19 protein-coding genes and 1 pseudogene are annotated in these 18,577 nt (G+C 68.9%); 4 read left to right on the plus strand and 16 right to left on the minus strand.

The window, feature by feature from the left end:
* Positions 1-86: 86 nt before the first annotated feature.
* Genes ligA through OG555_RS42550 form a run of 6 tightly spaced genes read right to left on the minus strand, consistent with a single transcriptional unit; the run spans position 87 to position 6,292 of the window.
* On the minus strand, positions 87-2,216 hold the full coding sequence (ligA, locus tag OG555_RS42525) for an NAD-dependent DNA ligase LigA (RefSeq protein ID WP_329479827.1): 2,130 nt from the start codon (positions 2,214-2,216) through the stop codon (positions 87-89).
* Positions 2,217-2,251: 35 nt separating this feature from the next.
* Positions 2,252-3,229 carry a methionine synthase vitamin-B12 independent gene (locus OG555_RS42530; RefSeq protein WP_329479829.1) on the minus strand — a complete coding sequence of 326 codons (978 nt, stop codon included), beginning with the start codon at positions 3,227-3,229 and terminating at the stop codon, positions 2,252-2,254.
* Positions 3,226-4,317: a tRNA 2-thiouridine(34) synthase MnmA gene (gene mnmA, locus OG555_RS42535; RefSeq protein ID WP_329479831.1), complete on the minus strand. Its 1,092-nt coding sequence runs from the start codon at positions 4,315-4,317 to the stop codon at positions 3,226-3,228. Before mnmA ends, OG555_RS42530 begins: the two co-directional genes overlap by 4 nt.
* Positions 4,317-5,519 (minus strand): cysteine desulfurase family protein, encoded by a 1,203-nt coding sequence (locus OG555_RS42540; RefSeq protein WP_329479833.1) that lies wholly within the window; start codon positions 5,517-5,519, stop codon positions 4,317-4,319. The genes mnmA and OG555_RS42540 overlap by 1 nt, the downstream gene beginning before the upstream one ends.
* Before the next feature lie 48 nt (positions 5,520-5,567).
* Positions 5,568-6,053 (minus strand): hypothetical protein, encoded by a 486-nt coding sequence (locus OG555_RS42545; RefSeq protein WP_329479835.1) that lies wholly within the window; start codon positions 6,051-6,053, stop codon positions 5,568-5,570.
* Entirely contained in the window at positions 6,032-6,292 is a 261-nt protein-coding gene (locus OG555_RS42550) for a response regulator transcription factor (protein WP_329479837.1), read from the minus strand. The genes OG555_RS42545 and OG555_RS42550 overlap by 22 nt, the downstream gene beginning before the upstream one ends.
* 145 nt (positions 6,293-6,437) lie before the next feature.
* On the opposite strand from OG555_RS42550, the pseudogene OG555_RS42555 reads away from it, so the two are divergent.
* The 3 genes and pseudogenes from OG555_RS42555 to OG555_RS42565 form a co-directional block, all read left to right on the plus strand.
* A pseudogene (locus OG555_RS42555) lies at positions 6,438-6,620 on the plus strand (dihydrofolate reductase family protein); the annotation flags it as partial.
* A gap of 82 nt (positions 6,621-6,702) precedes the next feature.
* Positions 6,703-6,993 (plus strand): dihydrofolate reductase family protein, encoded by a 291-nt coding sequence (locus tag OG555_RS42560; protein WP_329479839.1) that lies wholly within the window; start codon positions 6,703-6,705, stop codon positions 6,991-6,993.
* Positions 6,993-7,469, plus strand: a complete 477-nt coding sequence (locus OG555_RS42565; protein ID WP_329484943.1) for a pyridoxamine 5'-phosphate oxidase family protein — start codon at positions 6,993-6,995, stop codon at positions 7,467-7,469. Before OG555_RS42560 ends, OG555_RS42565 begins: the two co-directional genes overlap by 1 nt.
* A gap of 48 nt (positions 7,470-7,517) precedes the next feature.
* Here OG555_RS42565 and OG555_RS42570 read toward each other — a convergent pair whose 3' ends face one another.
* From OG555_RS42570 to OG555_RS42585, 4 genes are all read right to left on the minus strand, one after another.
* A complete protein-coding gene (locus OG555_RS42570; RefSeq protein WP_329479841.1) occupies positions 7,518-8,183 on the minus strand; it encodes a nucleotidyltransferase domain-containing protein in 666 nt (221 codons plus the stop codon).
* 13 nt (positions 8,184-8,196) lie between these two features.
* A complete protein-coding gene (locus OG555_RS42575) occupies positions 8,197-9,015 on the minus strand; it encodes an NAD-dependent epimerase/dehydratase family protein (protein ID WP_329479842.1) in 819 nt (272 codons plus the stop codon).
* 904 nt (positions 9,016-9,919) lie between these two features.
* On the minus strand, positions 9,920-10,876 hold the full coding sequence (locus OG555_RS42580) for an electron transfer flavoprotein subunit alpha/FixB family protein (protein ID WP_329479843.1): 957 nt from the start codon (positions 10,874-10,876) through the stop codon (positions 9,920-9,922).
* Positions 10,877-10,890: 14 nt separating this feature from the next.
* Positions 10,891-11,673 (minus strand): electron transfer flavoprotein subunit beta/FixA family protein, encoded by a 783-nt coding sequence (locus tag OG555_RS42585; RefSeq protein WP_329479844.1) that lies wholly within the window; start codon positions 11,671-11,673, stop codon positions 10,891-10,893.
* Positions 11,674-11,813: 140 nt separating this feature from the next.
* On the opposite strand from OG555_RS42585, the gene OG555_RS42590 reads away from it, so the two are divergent.
* Entirely contained in the window at positions 11,814-12,560 is a 747-nt protein-coding gene (locus OG555_RS42590) for a class I SAM-dependent methyltransferase (RefSeq protein ID WP_329479845.1), read from the plus strand.
* Here the strand turns inward: OG555_RS42590 and OG555_RS42595 are convergent.
* The 6 genes from OG555_RS42595 to OG555_RS42620 all read right to left on the minus strand — a co-directional run bounded on the left by OG555_RS42595 (position 12,535) and on the right by OG555_RS42620 (position 18,452).
* Entirely contained in the window at positions 12,535-13,386 is an 852-nt protein-coding gene (locus OG555_RS42595) for a hypothetical protein (RefSeq protein ID WP_329479847.1), read from the minus strand. The two genes, OG555_RS42590 and OG555_RS42595, sit on opposite strands and share 26 nt — an antisense overlap.
* Positions 13,387-13,591: 205 nt before the next feature.
* Positions 13,592-14,452 carry an acyltransferase gene (locus OG555_RS42600; protein WP_329479849.1) on the minus strand — a complete coding sequence of 287 codons (861 nt, stop codon included), beginning with the start codon at positions 14,450-14,452 and terminating at the stop codon, positions 13,592-13,594.
* A gap of 56 nt (positions 14,453-14,508) precedes the next feature.
* Positions 14,509-15,453, minus strand: a complete 945-nt coding sequence (locus OG555_RS42605) for a methyltransferase domain-containing protein (RefSeq protein ID WP_329479851.1) — start codon at positions 15,451-15,453, stop codon at positions 14,509-14,511.
* Complete coding sequence (locus tag OG555_RS42610) at positions 15,454-16,233, minus strand: enoyl-CoA hydratase/isomerase family protein (RefSeq protein WP_329479853.1); 780 nt, start codon at positions 16,231-16,233, stop codon at positions 15,454-15,456.
* Positions 16,234-16,389: 156 nt separating this feature from the next.
* Positions 16,390-17,433, minus strand: coding sequence for a Gfo/Idh/MocA family protein (locus OG555_RS42615; RefSeq protein WP_329479855.1), 1,044 nt, complete (start codon positions 17,431-17,433; stop codon positions 16,390-16,392).
* Positions 17,430-18,452 (minus strand): Gfo/Idh/MocA family protein, encoded by a 1,023-nt coding sequence (locus OG555_RS42620; protein ID WP_329479857.1) that lies wholly within the window; start codon positions 18,450-18,452, stop codon positions 17,430-17,432. The genes OG555_RS42615 and OG555_RS42620 overlap by 4 nt, the downstream gene beginning before the upstream one ends.
* Between the last annotated feature and the right edge of the window lie 125 nt (positions 18,453-18,577).

Here is an 18,577-nt window from a genome sequence, read left to right on the forward strand (position 1 = left end):
GTGCAAAGTTAACAGTCGGACGGCTCAGTCCGGCCGTTGGATCCACGCCGTACGACGACGTGGCGCTGATCACCCGTCGCAGGGAGCTACGCGTCGCCGGGGTCCGGTGTGGTGGCCACCTCGGCTGCGGCGTCGGCACCTTGGTCGAGCAGCACCTGGAAGCCGGCCGCGTCCAGGATCGGGACGCCGAGCTGGACCGCCTTGTCGTACTTCGATCCCGGCGAGTCGCCGACCACGACGAACGAGGTCTTCTTCGAGACCGAGGACGCCGCCTTGCCGCCGCGCGACACGATCGCCTCGGTGGCCTCGTCCCGGCTGAAGCCTTCGACGGTGCCGGTCACGACGATCGAGAGGCCCGTGAGGGTCTGAGCCACAGTCGGGCCGGTGCGCTCCTCGCGGAGCTGGACGCCGGCCGCCTTCCACTTGTCGACGATCGCCTGGTGCCAGTCGACCTCGAACCACTCGATCACCGCATGCGCGATGGTCGGGCCGACACCCTCGATCTCCGAGAGCTCCTCCTCGCTCGCCGCGCGGATACCCTCGATGTCGTCGTACACGGCCGCGAGGGCCTGCGCCGCGGTCGGGCCGACGTGCCGGATGGACAGCGCGACCAGGCCGCGGGACAGCGGCTGGGTCTTGGCCTGCTCCAGGTTCGCCAGCAGGCGCAGGGCGTTCGCCGACAGGGATCCGGCCTTGACGGTGAAGAACGAACTCCGGGCCAGGTCCTCCTCGGTGAGCGCGAACAGGTCGCCCTCGTCCACGATCAGCCCGTCACCGATCAGTGCGTCGGCACCCTTGAACCCGAGCGCCTCGATGTCGAACGCCGACCGCCCGGCCAGGTGGAACAACCGCTCCCGCAACTGCGCCGGGCACGACTTCGTGTTCGGGCAGCGGATGTCGACATCACCCTCCTTCATCGGGCGCAGCGTCGTACCGCAGGAGGGGCACTCGGTCGGCATCACGAACTCGTGGGCGTCGTCCGGCCGCAGGTCGATCACCGGGCCGAGGATCTCCGGGATCACGTCGCCGGCCTTGCGCAGGACGACGGTGTCACCGATCCAGACGCCCTTGCGCTTGACCTCCGACGCGTTGTGCAGGGTCGCGAACTCGACCGTCGACCCGGCCACCCGGACCGGCTCCATCCGCCCGTACGGCGTGACGCGGCCGGTGCGGCCCACGTTCACCTCGATGTCGAGGAGCTTGGTGGTGACCTCCTCCGGCGGGTACTTGTACGCGATCGCCCAGCGCGGGGCGCTCGAGGTCGAGCCGAGCGCGCGCTGCAGGTCGACCTCGTCCACCTTCACCACGACCCCGTCGATCTCGTGGTCGACGGAGTGCCGGTTCTCGCCGTAGTACGCGATGAACTCGTTGACCTGGTCGAGCGTCTCGACCTTGCGGGCGCGGTCGCTGACCGGCAGGCCCCAGGCCTCGAGCTGCTCGTACGCCGAGGACAGCCGGCGGACGTGATAGCCGTCGACGCGGCCGAGGCCATGGACGACGAAACGCAGCGGGCGGCTCGCGGACACCCGGGGATCCTTCTGCCGCAGCGATCCGGCGGCGCTGTTGCGCGGGTTGGAGAACGGGTCCTTGCCCGCCTCGACCAGCTGTGCGTTCAGCTGCTCGAAGTCCTCGACGCGGAAGTAGACCTCGCCGCGGACCTCCAGGAAGGACGGCAGGTCCTTGCCGTCCAGCTCGTTCGGGATGCTCTTGATCGTGCGGACGTTGAGCGTGACGTCCTCGCCGGTCCGGCCGTCGCCGCGGGTGGCGCCGCTGACCAGCGTGCCGTTCTCGTAGACCAGGTCGAGGGCGAGCCCGTCGACCTTCAACTCGCACAGGAAGCCGCTGTCGTCGATCTGGCTGACGGTCACCTCCCGCTCCAGCCGCTTGGCCCACGCCTCCATCTGCTCGGCGGAGAACGCGTTCGCCAGGCTCTCCATCCGCATCGGATGCTGGACCGGAGTGAACAGCGTGGAGATCGGGATGCCGACCTTCTGCGTCGGCGAGTCCGGCGTGCGGAGCTCGTTGTACTGCTCCTCGATCGCCTGCAGCTCGTGCATCAGCTCGTCGAAGTCTGCGTCCGAGATGATCGAGCTGCCCAGGTAGTACTTCACCCGGTGGTCCTCGATCTCCTTGCTCAGAGCGGCATGCCGCTCCCGCACCTCGGGCGGCGCAGCAGGCTGTTCACCAGCAGTACTCTCGGGAATCTCCGTGCTCATGAGGAGAACTTACAGGCGAGCGCCGACGATTTGGATCAGGCGTCTGCGGCTTCGCCCACTGCGTCGACGACTCGGCGGAGCAGGTCCAATCGTGCCCGCGCGTCGGCTGGTGACGGAGAGGCCGCGAGGCCGCATGCAGGCGTGATGACGACCTTCTTCAGGAGTTCCGGGTCCAGGCCGAGCTCGCGCCAGCGGCGGATCAGCGGATTCGCGGCCTGCTCGGGGTTCGGCAGGGTGCCCGTGGTGGGGACCAGGCCCGCGTAGAGCGTCGTGCCGGCCTCGGCGGCGAGGGCGATCTGATCCCACCCGGGATTGCCGAGCAAAGAGATGTCGACGGAGACGCCGGTGGCGCCGGACTTGGTGAAGACCTCGATCGGCGGTCGTGCGGCACAGCAGTGGATCACGGTGGGTGCTGCGGTCGTCACCAGGCTCAGGAGCTCCACAGCGCCTGGACCGTCGACCGAACGGTGTTTGCTCCAGCCGGACGCCGTCGGGATGGCTCCGGCGAGTACGGCGGGCAGGGCCGGCTCGTCGATCTGTACGACGAGCTCCGCCCCCGGCACACGACGTCGTACCTCGGCGACGTGATCCGTCAGCCCCAACGCCAGCACCTCGGCCAGGTCACGCCGGGCTCCGTGGTCCGCGAGCACCTTGTCACCACGCGGCCGCTCGATCGTGGCCGCCAGAGTCCACGGCCCAGTGAGCTGCAACTTCAACGGCCCGGTGTAGCCGTCCGCCAGTTCCTCGAGCACATCCAGATCCTCAGCGAGCAACGACCGCGCCCGGCGCTGATCCAGACTCGCCCGCGGATCACTCCCCCCGGTCAGCCGCCATCCGGCCGGCTGCAGGTCTACGGCCAGCTCGGTCAGTACGGCGACAGCCCGGCTGAGCATGTCGCCGTACGGACGCGCCGGCAGCTCGGCCAGGAACGGGATGTCGACCGCTTCGAGCAGCACCTTAGTCCACTCGCGGATGTCGTCACCCGGCAGCGACCCCAGGCCAGTGGTCGTCATGCGTGTTGCGCCGCTACCCGGGAGACTGTGTCGATTGTGGCTGATCCGATCACCCGGGTGTCGTCGTACAGCACGACGGCCTGACCGGGTGCGACCGCTGAGGTCGGCTCGTCGAAGTCGACGACGACGAGATCGCCTTCGAGTCGGGCGGTGACGGCGACCTCTTCGCCGTGCGCGCGCAGCTGAGCCTTCACGTGCAGCTCGGAGTCCGGCACGGGACCGCACCAGCGCGGCTTCGACGCCGTCAGCTGCGCGACCGCCAGCTCCTCGCGCGATCCGACCGTCACCGTGCGGTCGACCGGGCTGATGTCCAGCACGAACCGCGGCTTGCCGTCGGCGGCCGGCGTACCGATCCGCAGGCCCTTGCGCTGACCGACGGTGAAGCCGTGAGTGCCCTTGTGCTCACCCAGCTTGTTGCCCTGCGCATCGACGATGTCACCGGGCGCCTCACCGAGCTGCTTGCTGAGGAAGCCCGGAGTGTTGCCGTCGGCAATGAAACAGATGTCGTGACTGTCCGGCTTGGCCGCCACCGACAACCCGCGCCGCTCGGCCTCGGCCCGGACCTCGGTCTTGGACGTGTCCCCGAGCGGGAAGAACGCGTGCTTGAGCTGCTCCTGCGTCAGTACCCCGAGCACGTACGACTGGTCCTTGGCCGGATCCACAGCCCGATGCAGCTCACGACCGGAATCAGTCTCCACGATCCGCGCGTAGTGCCCGGTTGCGACCGCGTCGAAGTCGAGTGCGAGCGCCCGCTCGAGTACGGCGCTGAACTTCACCTTCTCGTTGCACCGCAGGCACGGGTTCGGCGTACGACCGGCCGCGTACTCCGCGACGAAGTCCTCGACCACGTCGGCGTGGAACCGCTCGGCCAGGTCCCAGATGTAGAACGGGATGCCAATCACGTCCGCGGCCCGGCGGGCGTCGCGGGAGTCCTCGATCGTGCAGCAGCCGCGCGCGCCGCTGCGGTACGACTGCGGGTTCCGGCTCAGGGCCAGGTGCACTCCGACCACGTCGTGCCCGGCCTCGGCCATCCGCGCCGCCGCGACGGCGGAGTCGACCCCGCCGGACATGGCTGCGAGTACCCGCATCAGGTGTTCCTTCCCACGTTCTGCAATCCTGCGGACTTCGCCCGCTCCACCACCGGTCCGATGTTCTCCAGTACGGCGTCGACGTCGGCGCGGGTGCTGGTGTGCCCGAGGGTGAACCGGAGTGACCCGCGCGCCCGCTGGTCGTCGTACCCCATGGCCAGCAGCACGTGGCTCGGCTCGGCGACCCCGGCGTTGCACGCGGACCCGGTCGACACCTCGATGCCACGCGCGTCGAGCAGCAGCAACAGCGAGTCGCCCTCGCAGCCGCTGAAGGACAAGTGTGCGTTACCGGGCAAGCGGTCCGCCGGGTCACCCGACAACTTGGCACCCTCGACCGTGCTCACCACGCCGTCGATCAGCGCGTCCCGCAGCTCGGTCAACCGCCGCGCCTCGTCCGCCTGGTGCTTGATCGCGTGCTCCATCGCGACCGCGAACCCCGCGGTCGCAGGCGCGTCCAGCGTGCCGGAGCGGACGTCGCGCTCCTGCCCACCGCCGTGCAGAATCGGCGTCAGCTTCGTCTCCTTGTGGACGACCAGCGCGCCGATCCCGTACGGACCGCCGAGCTTGTGCGCGGACACGGTCATCGCATCCACCCCCAGCTCCGCGAAGTCCACCGGCACCTGCCCGATCGCCTGGACGGCGTCGGTGTGCACGGGAACGCCGTACTCCTGCGCGATCGCCGCGATCTCGCCCACCGGCTGCAGCGTGCCGACCTCGTTGTTCGCCATCATCAACGTGACGAACGACACGCTCTCCGGATCGCTCTCGATCGCACGTCGTACGTCGTCCGGCCGCACCCGCCCGAGCTCGTCGACCGGCAGCCACTCGATCTCGGCCTGCTCGTGCTGACCCAGCCAGATGGCCGGATCGAGTACGGCGTGATGCTCGATCCCGCTGAGCAGGATCCGGCGCCGCCGCGGGTCCTCGGCCAGCCGGGCCCACCACAGCCCCTTCAGGGCGAGGTTGTCCGCTTCGGTGCCGCCGGAGGTGAAAACCACCTCACTCGGCTGCGCTCCGAGCGCCTCGGCGATCGTCTCGCGCGACTCCTCGACCGTCCGCCGGGCCGCTCGGCCGGAACCGTGCAGGGACGACGCATTGCCGGTCCGCGCGAGGTGATAGGTCATCGCCTCGATCGCGGCCGGGAGCATCGGAGTGGTCGCCGCGTGGTCCAGGTACACCGTGCGGCGCTCGGGAGAGGTCATAACGGTTTCAAGAGTATGTCCGCCACGGTTGTTCCCGCTCCTCGGGCCTCAGCGGTGGGACAGGAGCCGGAGCGTACGGGCGTGCTCGAAGTGTGCTCCGATCCGCTCGAACCGGTCGGCCGCCTCCGCGAGCGTGACCCGGTCCCGGGTCAGGCGGCCGCTGGCGCGTAGCAGCACGGCGTCCGACCAGGCGTTCTCCATGACTGCGCGTTCGACGTACTGCGCGGCGTCGTGGAAGCCGGCCACGACCGCCAGCTCGGCACCGGCGGCACGTGCGTACGGGACCCACCATGGCTCGGGAAACTCCGCGAAGTCCCGCTGGACCGCGTTTGCGACGTTGGCCGTCAGCAAGCCGGCTTCGAGGCTGTGCATAGTCAGGCGGGCGTCGACGAAGGCAGCGTTTGCCGCCAGCGCCGGAGCGTCGTCCGGGTCCTGCACGCGGGCGATCTCCAGGGCGCGGCCCTGCCAGACCGACGCCAGGCCGGTGCCGAGCAGTCCGTGGGCCAGCGCGGCTAAGGATGCGGCCGATGCCATCCAGGCGTGCGGCTGGTGCCTGGACCGGTCGGTGTGGTGAAGCCCTGGTCCACGGTGGCCAGTCCGGCCAGCTCATGGCGGTCCGAGACGCCGTACTTGCGTAGCAGTGCGGAGACGTGGCTCTCCACCGTGCGGATGCTGATCTGCAGCTGCCGAGCGATCTGAGCGTTGGACCGGCCACCGGCCAGCGCGGCCAGGACCTCGGCCTCCCGCGCGGACACCTCCTTCGGACCAGCCATCCGCCCATCATGCCGTGGCCAGTGGTGCTTCCGTGGTGGTTCCGTGGTCGGCACGGACGACTTTCCGTGCCGCCGGCTCGGAGGCTGGTGCCCACAACCTCGTTGATGGGAGAACACCATGGGACGCGTATTTCTGGACATCACGATGTCGCTGGACGGCTTCGTCACGGCCCCCGGCGCCGACCTCGCGCACGGTCTCGGGATCGGAGGCGAACCGTTGCACGAATGGGTCGCCGATCCGGCAGAGCCCGACCGGAAGGTGCTCGACCAGTTGTTCGCCGAGGTCGGCGCGGTGCTGATGGGACGCCGTACGTTCGACGTCATCGACGGGCCGCAGGGCTGGGAGCGTGACGACGCGGCGCCGCCGGTCTTCGTGGTCACGCCACATCGGCCGGCGCGGGTGCGGCTCGGTGACCGGTCGCTTCGAGACCGACGGGATCGTGCCGGCGCTGAAGTCGGCGCAGGCCGCTGCGGGCGCGAAGGAGGTGGTGGTGATGGGTGGCGGTCACCTCTGCCGGCAGTACCTGTACGCCGGCCTGGTGGACGAGGTGCGCATCCACCTGGCGCCTATCGTGCTCGGAGACGGCACTCCACTGTTCGAGCGGACGACGGTCCCGCCCATCCGCCTGGTCCAGCGCGACACCGTGAGTACGCCGAACGCCACCCACCTCACGTACGACGTAGTCCGTCAGGAGAAGTGATGTCGCAAGAGACTCTCGACCGGCGCGCGGCGGCGGTCATCGAAGCCAACAAGTACATGACGCTGGGAACTGTCGACGCCGACGGTCTTCCGTGGGTGACCCCGGTCTACTTCACGCCCGACGGCCGCGACGACTTTTACTGGGCGTCGTCACCGGATGCCTTGCATTCACTGAACATCGCGGCCGCCCCGGACGTCACGATCGCGATCTTCGACTCGAGCGTCCGCATCGGCGGCGCCTCGGCCGTGTACTTCCGCGCCCGCGCCGAACTTGTCCCGGACGACGAACTCGATCACTGCGCCGCCTTGTACACCTCCCGCTATCCAGAACTCCGCGCCTACGGTGTGGAGGAACTCCGCCCTCCCGCCGACCTGCGCCTCTACCGCGCTCGAGCCACCACTCATTGGCTCCTTGTCCGCGGCGGAGACCCCGACTACGGCACCGGCATAGACTCCCGCCGCCCAGTTTGGCTCTGAAGCGCGTGTCGCACCCGCCTGCCGATCAGTTGGGTGCCCTCATCTGAGTCAGGTGGCGGATGTTGCACGGATGCGGGGTAGCCAGGGATGGTTGGGGTGGAGGTGGTCGATCATGTCGGCCAGCCAGGTGCGGCGGTCTGGGGTGAGGAGAGGGAGCGTTGCGTCCAGGTCGCGCTCGTCTTTCGGCCGGCCGACGCGGGCCTTGTAGGCGATCGCTAGTTCGGGGTTGATGTAGCGGATGCCGTCGGGTGCTCGCCAGGTGATCTCGTCGAGGGCGTAGTCGAGGGTGGGATCACGGCGGAAGACCCAGCGGCCGTCGCGGTCCGGGTTGGGCTGGAGGTCGAACTCCCACGGCGCCAGCGCGTGCCGCCGCAACCAGATCTGGTCGGCATCGTCGGGCTGCTCCGGCCGCTGATCGGTCAGTGGCTGCAGCCGTCCACCCGCGTTGGACCACAGGTCGTAGCGGTCGTTGAGATGAAGGCGGAGCTTGTCGATGTCGCGGCGCCAGAGTGATACGTCGACGTCCTCGTGCTCCCGCCGTACGCCGGTGAAGGCCTCGATCGCCCATCCACCATTGATCCACCAGTCACCGTCGTACCCGTGCATCAACTCCTGGGCATCCGCCGGCGTCGACACCTTCCACGGCCCGTACAAGCGCTGGAACGCCAACTCCTCCGGATCCAGCCCGTCCGCATACCAAGGCCGCTCCTCCATCTGACCTCCTGAGCTAGTTTCGCCAACGGCTGTGGTGGGTCCAGCCGATCACCTCGGCGGCGCGACGGCATTCGAAGAGCGACCGGGTGCCGGAGAGGTCCCCGGTGACCACGGTGTCGGGTGAGTAGCGCGCGAGCAAGTCGGCGGTGGGCTGTTCCATGCCCGTGTCCTCAGCGGCGATCACCAAGGTCTCGTAGCGTTCGGCGGCCGTGCGTGGCTGCAGGGACAGCACGCAGGCCCGAGCTGCCTCGGCGAGATCGACGTACCCCCAGAGGTTGCGGCGGTTGTCCTCAGGCGGTGCGTCGGCGATGTAGCGGCGCACTTCGTCGGGGGTGAGGATCCAGTGGAAACGGAGGGCGGTGACCTGCATGCCGCGGCGCGCGTACATCTCCCCCATACGCTCGAGCACGTCTTTGGTGAGCGCATACGGATCGACGTATCGGAGGGCGGTCTCCTCATCGATCGGCACCGACGCAGTGCCGATCTCCTCCGGTGACCAGGCGGTGCCGTAGATCGACCCGCTCGACGCGAGCACGGCCGTCCGGATGCCTTGCGCCCACGCCTCTTCCAGCGCGTTGAACGTCGTGAGCGCGTTGGCCTCGAGCAGGCGCACCGGCGTGATGTTCTCCGGACTCGCGATCCCGGCACAATGCACGATCGCCTCCACCCCACGCAGCGACCGCGCCACCGCTGCCCGGTCACTCAGGTCGACCGCCCCCGGCCCCACCAGGTCGGCCTCGACCACCTCATAGCCCTCGGCAACCAACTGCCGACAGACCTCACTCCCCAGCTTCCCCCGAGCCCCACTCACCCAAATCCGCACCCACCGCATGCTAGTGCCTCGCCAAGAAACGTCGAGGTCGTTACCGCACGTGCCTTGCGCCCGGGGCAATTTCGGGGGAGAACCTCGCAGCTGCACCCTTCTACCCACCGCATTCGCAGGGTGAAGGGACCAGATCAGGGGTGAACCCCGCACCTGGCCGCCGGGACGGGCTTCGGGGTAGTGGTCACTCCGGATTACCTCCCCAACTTGCTCGACGCGGCACTAGCCACCGAGCCTCAATGTCCTCGCGGCACGTGCGGTTGTCGCGCACCGTGTAACTTGCGAACGGACTAGATGAGTATTGGTGGCTTCTCGTCGACAGGGCTGGCTCGGGTGCGAGAGCTGATCGAGCGTCGCGTCGACTCCGGCGTCGTCCCGGGTGTGCTGGCCATCCTCGCCCCGGATGTCCCGGCTTCTACGGCACCGCTTGGTACAAAGATGCCGCCGAGGACCTGACGGCGATCGTCGTCTGCAGCGGGCACACGCCGGCGACCAGAGGCTGCGGATGTGGCACGACCTATCGGCCACTGTCTACCAGGCGATCGACAACTAACCGCCAAGGATCAAGCCGGCGGTCCACGGCTTCAAGTTCCGAACAACTCGTGGGCGGCGAGTCGTGGAGGACGGTTGGCGGATGCCGGTATCGCCGACCGAAATCCACGACTCGGAGGAGAGCCACCGGCGACATGACGATGCCCGGCTCGGGAGGGGTGCCGAGCCGGGCCGCCGGGACCGGGGTGAGCAGGTCGGCCGGAGCCTGAGGGGTGGCTCGGGAGGTTGGGGTGGGGTTCTGGGAACCCACCCCCGGTTCTGGTTTGCGCGAACCAGGGTGCCCGGGGCCGACCCGGGTGCGGTGCCTGGGGAGCCGGGCGCCCACTCGGTTCGGTGGGCTACCCGGCTGTACCGGGCGGGGTCAGGACTTGCGCTTGGTTACTTCTTCGGTGGCGGTGGGGAGGACCTTGTGGAGGTCGCCTACTACGCCGAAGTCGACCAGTTCGAAGATAGGGGCTTCGGGGTCCTTGTTGATGGCGACGATGGTTTTCGAGGTTTGCATGCCGGCTCGGTGCTGGATGGCGCCCGAGATACCTGCCGCCACGTAGAGCTGCGGGGAGACGGTCTTGCCGGTTTGGCCCACCTGGTAGGCGTGCGGGTACCAACCCGAGTCCACGGCGGCGCGGGAGGCGCCGACGGCGGCGCCCAGGGAGTCGGCGAAGGCTTCGACGGGGCCGAAGTCACCGCCGGTGCCGCGGCCGCCGGAGACGATGATCGCGGCCTCGGTGAGCTCGGGGCGACCCGTCGCCTCGCGGGGCTTGGACTCGGTGATGCGGGCGGTCTTCGCGCCGTCGGAGATCGTCACGTCGAACTCCTCCACCTCCGGCGAGGTCTGTGCGGCCTCCGGGGTGGCGGCGTTCGGCTTGACCGTGATGATCGGCGTACCGTGGGTGACCTTCGCCTGGACGGTGAAGTTACCCGCGAACACCGACTGCGTGGTGACCGCGCCACCATCGCCGGCGACGACATCTACCGCGTCGGTGATCAGGCCGGAGTCGAGCTTGACCGCCAGCCGGGCCGCGATCTCCTTGCCCTCGGCGTTCGACGAGATCAGGATCGCGGCCGGCTCGATCTTCGCCGCGACCTGCTGCAGCGCCTCCGCCTTCGGAGCCACCAGGAACTGCGTGAGCGACGGGTCGGACAGCGAGATCACCTTGGTCGCGCCGTACTGACCGAGCGAGGGCAACGCGTCCTGCACGCCGTCGCCGATGTAGACGGCGACCGGCTCGCCGAGCCGGCGCGCGATGGTGAGGAGCTCCGCGGTGGTCTTGCGGACCTGGCCGCCGGTGTGGTCAACGAGAACCAGAACGTTCGACATGAACTGATCGCTCCTCAGAGGAACTTGTTGGTGGACAGGAACTCGACAAGCTCGGCGGCACCGCTGCCGTCCTCGTCGGTGACGATCGTGCCGGCGCTGCGCGGCGGACGGGCGGTCACCTCGACCACCTCGGTCCACGCGCTCGCGCCACCCACCTGGTCGGCGGAGATCTCCAGGTCGGCCAGCGACCAGGTCTGGACCGGCTTCTTCTTCGCCGCCATGATCCCCTTGAACGACGGGTACCGCGGCTCGTTGGCCTGGTCGGACACCGACAGCACCAACGGCAGCGTGCCCTCGACCGTGTCGCTCGCGGTGTCGCCGTCACGGCGGATCCGCACGGTCTGCCCGTCGACGGTCACCTCCGAGCCCAGCGTCACGGCCGGCAGCCCGAGCCGCTCCGACACCATCGCCGGCACGACACCCATGCCGCCGTCGGTCGAGCCCATCCCGAACACGACCAGATCGGCCTCGAGCTTGGCCAGCGCCTTCGACAGGATCAGCGAGGTCGCGACCGCGTCCGAGCCGTGGATCGCGTCGTCGATCACGTGGACACCGGCGTCGGCGCCCATCTGCAGGCCTTTCTTCACCGCGTCAGCGGCCTGCTCCGGCCCGACGGTCAACACCGTCACCTCGGCGTCACTGGCCTCCTTCACAGTCAGAGCGGTCTCGACGGCGTACTCGTCCAGCTCGGACAGCAGCCCGTCGACACCCGCACGGTCCACCGTGTTGTCCTCCGAGCGGAAGCGGCGGTCCGCGGTGGCATCCGGCACGAACTTCGCGCAGACGACGATCTTCATAGCGTGTGGGACCCCTTCTGGTTAACGGTCTCTCCCAAGCCTGCCACGGATGTTACTCGCGAGAAACATAAGGCGCGTGCGAGTCCCATCACAGTCCGGCGCAGCACCGGTCCGGCCGGCGCAGCCCTAGTCTGACTCAGGTGACCGAGACGTTACCGCTCACCGGCGAGAGAACCGCGCCCGGGATCTGGCACGAGAACTACTGGTTCGCGCGCCACGACGCCGCCTATCGCTGGATCACGGCCAATCTGCCGATCGATCCGACCGGCCGCGTCCTCGACGCCGGCTGCGGCGAGGGCTACGGCGCGGAGCAACTCCGCCTGGCCGGGGCGGACTCCGTGACCGGTCTCGACTATGAACATACGACGTTGCTGCACGTCCGCAGGGTTTATCCACAGCTCAATGTCGTCCGGGGCAATCTCGTCCAGACCGCCTTCACGACCGGCACGTTCGATCTCGTCACGTCCTTGCAGACGATCGAGCACCTCTGGGAGCAGCCGCGGTTCGTCACCGAATGCGCGCGCATCCTCAAGCCGACCGGCACCCTCGTCCTGAGTACGCCGAACCGCCTGACCTTCCCGAGTGGGAACTGGTACCACACCCGGGAGCTCACGGCCGCCGAGTTCGCCGAATTGCTCGAGCCGCGCTTCGACATCACGCAAGCCCTCGGACTCCGCCACGGACGACGACTCACCGCGTGGGAAGCGCAGTACGGGTCGTGCGTCGACGGTCAGCTGACCGCCGCGCATGACGCGTGGGATGCGAATCTCGCCGAGCTCGTCACGAGCACCACGCACGAGGACTTCGAGATCCGCCCAGGCGACCTGGACGAATCCCTCGATCTCATCCTCGTGGCGCGCCCTAAGGACGCACGAAGCGTTCGATGATCTTGCCGGCGATCAGGTAGACCAGCGCCGCGATCCCCCAGTTCACCAGCAGGGTGTTCTTCGCGGTCTCGAGCCGGAACAAGTCCTTGAACGGCCCGACCAGGTCGTGCCCGCGCTCCAGGATCCAGCGCACGATCTCGTTGCTCTGGTTGGTCTGGTCGAGCGCGGTGAACAGCGCACCGAGCGCCAGTACGGCGGCCGCCAGCACCGCGGCCAGCCAGATCAGCGACGCGATCAGGTTGCGCAGCTTCCGCACCCCGGAGCCCACCGACGTCAGCGCCTGCTTGCCCTTGCCCGAGCCGGCCGAGCCCTTCGGACCGGCAGACTTATTGCTCGAGGCAACAGCCCCTGCCGGCACCTTACCGACCGGCTTGGTCACCGACGTCGTCGCCGGATCGCTGCCCGCGGTGGCTTTGCCGGCCTCGGGTGCGGCTGCCTCCGAGCCGGCCGCACCGGTGCCCACGGCCGGACTGCCGGCCGGGGTCTCCGCGGCAGCCTTCTCCCGCGCTCGCACCTCCGCGACGATCTCCGCCGCGGTCTTCGGCCGGGCGGTCTTCGTCGTGGTGGCCGTCGTCCCCGCACCGCTCGCCGCGGCCGCCGGCGTCGTGGTGCCGGTGTCCGTGGCCTTGTCGGCTTCGGCGGCCGTCGCCTTCTCGTCGTGCGTACCCACGTCGTCCATCTCCTCAGCCGGGGTCGGTTCCTCGTCCGTCGCCGGTCCGGTGGTCGCGGCCGGCGGTCTCCTGCGCCGGCTGACCGGGACCGGCCGCGGTGACAACCTGCGCCGGGCGCCCGCGAACGGGGCCCCCGCGGCGGTCGTGCCGTCCACTGCCTGTACCTCTGGGTCCAACCTACGATTCACGCCCACATCCGGATCATTCGTTTCAAACACTGGTTCCAACGTAGCGCCAGCGGGTTCCGTCATGATCGGAACCGCGTCGACCGAGCGGATCCGGGCCTGCGTGATCGAGCCGTCGGCCGCGGCCTGGTCCAGCGGCGAGCGGTCGCCCGCGGACGGCTCCGCACCGACGGGATCAGGCACGGTGGGTCTCCTCTCCGACGCTCAACCGATCGTGTGGGGCCACTGACTCTTCGTGCGGGACATAGTGCCCGACCGGTGAGTAACTTGAGAACCCCTCGCCGCCAACCTCTTCGTCACCGGTCGCCGCCACATCGTCGGCCGCGGCCTCCTCCGGTACGACGCTCGCCTCGACGGGGACTCCGGTCTGGAGCCGCGCCTTGGTGCGGGCATTGGCCTCAGCCAGGCCGGCCAGGTAGGCACGGCGGGCGGCGTTGGCCGCGTAACGGGTGGTGCGGTCGGCGACGACGACGGCCGGGACCCCGGCGGCGACGGCGTACGCAGGAATGTTGCCACGGGCAACGCTGTTCGCACCGATCACCACGCCGCGACCGATGTCGGTTCCGCGCGTGACGGTCACCTTCGTGGCCAGCCAGCAGTCCGGGCCGATCCGGACCGGTGACTTCACCAGGCCCTGATCCTTGATCGGCAGGTCCAGGTCGTCGGTCTTGTGGTCGAAGTCGCAGATGTAGGTCCAGTCCGCGATCAGGGTGGACGCACCGATCTCGATGTCCAGGTAGCAGTTCACCGTGACGTCGCGGGCGAACACCACCTTGTCGCCGATCCGCAGCGTGCCCTCGTGCGCGCGCAGCCGGGTCTCGTCACCCAGGTGCACCCACTTGCCGAGGATGATCCGGCCGTGGCCGGGCCGCGCCACGACCTCCAGCTTCTTGCCCAGGAAGACGAAACCCTCGGTGATCACCTGCGGGTGGCGCAGCTTGAACCAGGCGAACCGCCAGTAGCGCTTCAGGTAGTACGGCGTCCAGGCCCGATGGCGCACCACCCAGCTCAGATTCGCCGCGGTGAACAACCGCATCAGAACACCCTACTGCGCAGAGGGAGCGCTCATCTTTCCCCGCCCCACCGCTCCGGTCATTTCTTGGCTGTGATGGAGACGTTGTAGTAAAGCTCGTCTGGAACGAAGGCCGACAGCACCTTGTCCACCTTCGACAACTGCAGCCACGACTTGTACGCGAACATCCGCCAGCCGAACCCGAGCTTCTGCTCCGGTACGGCGGCCTCGAACGTCCGGATCGGCCACCCGACCCACGCCGCCAACAGCTCCTCGGTGACAGTCCGTACGTCGACAGCCCCGGCGCGACCGGCCATCCGGGCCAGCTTGTCCGGGTCGAACGTGTGCAGATCGACGACCGCCTCCAGCGCAGCGGCCCGGGACGACTCGTCGAGCTCCTCCTGCGGACGACGCCAGTGCGAGAGCGCGGGCAGCCTCGTCACGTTCGTGGTCGCCCACCATGTGAACCGGGACAGCCGGCGCGCGACGTAATCGCCGTACCGGGTGGGTTCGCCGCAGATGACGAAGCGGCCGCCCGGCTTGAGCACGCGCAGCATCTCGCGGAAGGCGAGCTCCACGTCCGGGATGTGGTGGATGACGGCGTGGCCGATGACGAGGTCGAAGGTGTCGTCGTCGTACGGGAGCTTCTCCGCGTCCGCGACCCGGCCTTCGACCGCGAAGCCGAGGGTGGCCGCGTTCTTCTTGGCCGCCTCGACCATGCCCGGCGAGAGATCGGTGACGTGCGCTTCGGCGAGCACTCCGGCCAGCTTGAGGTTCAGGGTGAAGAAGCCTGTGCCGGCGCCGATCTCCAGCGACTTGCCGTACGGCCAGCCGTCCGAGCCGGCGATCGCGATGAAGCGGTCACGGGCGTAGGTGACGCAGCGTTCGTCGTACGAGATCGACCACTTCTCGTCGTACGTCGACGCCTCCCAGTCGTGGTAGAGCACCTGGGCGAGCTTGTTGTCGTTCCAGGCGGCCTCGACCTCTTCGGCGGTCGCGGCCGGCTTCTCAGCAGAGGTGGTCATTCAGTTTCCCTTGAACTCGGCCTTGCCGGGGCCGTTCTCGACGAAGGACTTCATCCCGATGCCGCGGTCCTCCGTGGCGAACAGCGCGGCGAACTGCTGCCGCTCGATCTCGAGCCCGGTCTGCAGGTCCACGCCGAGCCCGGCGTCGATCGCCTCCTTGGCGGCCCGCAGCGCCAGCGCCGCACCGCCGGAGAACTGCGACGCCCAGGCCACAGCCGCGGTGTACACCTCAGCCGCCGGCACGACCTTGTCGACCAGGCCGATCGCGAGCGACTCGGCGGCGTCGACGAAGCGTCCGGTGTAGATGATGTCCTTGGCCTTGGACGCGCCGATCAGGCGGGACAGCCGCTGGGTGCCGCCGGCGCCGGGGATGACGCCGAGCAGGATCTCCGGCTGGCCCAGCTTGGCGTCCTCGGCGGCGATCCGGTAGTCGGCGCACAGCGCCAGCTCGCAGCCACCACCGAGCGCGTACCCGGTGATGGCCGCGACGGTCGGCTTCGGGATCGCGGCGACCGCCGACAGCGCGGTCTGCAGCGGACCGGAGTGCTTGACCATGTCGGCGTACGACATGTCGGCCATCTCCTTGATGTCCGCGCCGGCCGCGAACACCCGCTCGCCGCCGTAGACCACCACGGCGCGGACCGCGTCGTCCTCAGCCGCAGCGACCGCTGCCGCCCGGATCTCTTCCTGGACCTGGACGTTCAGCGCGTTCATCTTCGGCCGGTCCAGCCGGATCGTGCCCACACCATCACTCACGGTGAGGTTGACGAACTCGCCCATCGCCTCGCTCCTTCACAGTCCAGGGGCCGCTACCCGCGGGTCACATCCCCGGCACCGTACCGGAACAGGCCAAGCGGGTGTACCGCGGGCTCACGTGGAGGAGACGCTGAGGGTGCTGGTCGCCACCGGCCCGTAGGTGGTGGCGACCAGCGGAGATCAGAGCTCGACCGCTTGACCGGAGGCGGCGGAGCGGCGGGCGGCGTCCACGATGCGCAGCGTGCGCAGTCCGACCGCACCGTCCGGCTGCGGTACGACCGCAGGCGTCGTACCGGGCTTCGCGGGGCCGGACTCGCGCACCGCGTCCAGGAACGTCGCCAGCAGGGACGCGTCGAGGTTGCCCCCGATCGCCAGGAAGACCTCACCGGACGCATCCGTGCCACCCACATGCGGGAGGAACGGCTCGATCTCCACGGACCCGTTGGTCCCGGTCACCTGCAGCGAGACGCCACCCCAGGTCGGACCGTTGTCCGGAACGCTCCACGAGCAGTCGATGGTTGCCAGCAGCCCGTTGTCGTAGTTGACCGTCACCAGCCCACCGGTCTCCACGGCCACGCCCTTGTCCTGGTGCAGCACGTGGTTGGCCGCGGCGTACACCCGCGTCGCCGACGCACCGCCGGTCAGACCGTCGATCAGGTCGGCACAGTGCACGGTGTGGTCGACGAGCGCTCCCCCACCGGCCTGCTTCGGGTCGGTGAACCACTGCCGCTGGTCGTACGGGATCTTCCCGTTGTTCGTCCCCAGTACGGCGAACACGTCGCCGAGCCGGCCGGCTTCGACCATGGCCCGCAGCCGCAGGTACGACGGCGAGAAGCGGACCGGATACGCGATCATCAGGATCGATCCGGCGGCCTCGCAGGCAGCCAGCATCGCCTCGCCGTCGTCGACCTCGGTGGCCAGCGGCTTCTCGCACAGCACGTGCGCACCGACCGCGGCCGCACGCTCGACCAGTGCACGGTGGCCGGCGTTCTCCGAGGTCACCACCACGGCGTCCGGGCCCCAGGCGAACAGTTCGTCGTACGAGTCGACGTACGGGATGCCGATCTGCTCGGCAAAGGCAGCACCCCGCGGACCGGAGTCCGGCGCGGACGCACCGTCGGGATCGGCGGACAGCACCTCGACGTCCGGCATCGAGCCGAGCAGGTGGGCGTAGCCCGCCGCGTGAGTGTGAGCGAACGAAGCGATCGCGATCTTCAGGCTCATGCCACGGCTCCCGTCTGGACGAAGGTCTTCATGTCGACAGCGCGGCCGGTCTCCATGGACGCTCGGGCCGCTTCGGCCAGATAGACCGCGGTGGCGCCATCCGGTGCGAGCACTCGGGGCTCCGGTCCACCGCGCAGACCGATCGCCAACTCACGAAGCTGTGTGAGATACGGGCTCTCCCCCAGCGTCGACGCCGGGATCAGCAGATCGCCGCCGGCCCCACCGTCCTGCAACTCCTCAGCGAAGCCGGTGTCGCCGTTGGACGTGTACTTCAGGACGCCATTCGACCCCGCGACCTGATAGCCGGACTGGAACGTCGTACCCGTCGCGCCCCACGTAGCGCGGCAGTGGCTGATTGCCCCGGTGTCATGGGTGAGCGTCACGTGCGCGGCCACGTTGACCGGACTGATGCCGTCCACGGTCGGCGGGTTCTGTACGGCGTACACGCTGGTGACCTCGCCACACAGCCAACGGGCCTGGTCGAGGTCGTGGACCATCAGGTCCATGATTACGCCGCCGGAGTGGGCGACGTCGCGGTACCACCCGGCACCGGCCGGCGACGATGCCTGGCGGAAGAACCGCGCCACCGCGACCTCGCCGATACGGCCCGCCTGGATCGCGTCGTACGCCGCCTTGTACGCCGGGAAGTACCGGACCACGTGGGCCGGGTACAGCCGGACGCCGGCGGCCTGCGCGGCGTCGATGACCTCGTGCGAGTCGGCCGCGGTGAGCGTCAGCGGCTTCTCGCAGATCACGTTCTTGCCCGCCTTGATCGCGGCCAGCGCGATCTCCTTGTGCGTCGGCGAGGGGGTGACGATGTCGACGAACTCGACCTCCGCGAGGAGACCGTCCAGCGTCGGCGCCACCTCCAGCCCGTACTGCTCGGCGAGCTCCGGGGCGCCCTCGAGCGAGTGCACCAGAACCCGGGCGCCGAGTGCTTTCCACGCGGCGACGTGGACGTGGGCGATGTTGCCCGCGCCGATCAGACCGACGGTCAGACCGGCCAACTCTTCCGACATGTGATCCCCTACTCGGCCCTGCTGGACTTCGGCTAATTAGTAACGGTCCTTGCGTATCATTGCGCACAGACGTTCGCAACTACCGTCTCATGAACACATCCACCTTCGTTATCGATAAGCCACCC

This window comes from Kribbella sp. NBC_01484, assembly GCF_036227145.1.
In the GTDB taxonomy this organism is placed as follows: domain Bacteria; phylum Actinomycetota; class Actinomycetes; order Propionibacteriales; family Kribbellaceae; genus Kribbella.